Source organism: Candidatus Skiveiella danica (genome assembly GCF_022705245.1).
Taxonomy (GTDB): Bacteria; Pseudomonadota; Gammaproteobacteria; order Burkholderiales; family Burkholderiaceae_C; genus Skiveiella; species Skiveiella danica.
In genome coordinates this window covers 1-267 of the sequence record NZ_JAKJEW010000161.1, presented here as the reverse complement: position 1 = coordinate 267, position 267 = coordinate 1, and the positions used below count along the sequence as shown (strand labels likewise).

Sequence of the window (267 nt, the reverse complement as noted above, 5' to 3'; positions counted from 1 at the left end):
CCCCGTATAGTCGGATATGTCCACAACCTTCACACCGTTTTCCCGCAGGATTTTCGCCGTACCTCCGGTCGAGATGATCTCCACGCCGAACGATGCGAGTTCCTTGATGAAATCTACGAGACCCCCCTTATCGGTGACACTGACCAGTGCCCGTTCAATTTTTGGCATACAAACTCCTTTCCCACGTGTATTCAAGAGAGCAGAAGGCAGTACGGCGGTTCAGTTGTTGCTTGCTCCGTTAAACCCCACTCTTTGCATATAATACCA

Annotated in this window: 1 pseudogene; it reads right to left on the bottom strand. The window is 50.6% G+C overall.

The features are described from left to right. Nucleotides 1–168: pseudogene (purH, locus tag ACMUOY_RS20715) on the bottom strand (bifunctional phosphoribosylaminoimidazolecarboxamide formyltransferase/IMP cyclohydrolase); the annotation flags it as partial. Nucleotides 169–267 lie beyond the last annotated feature (99 nt).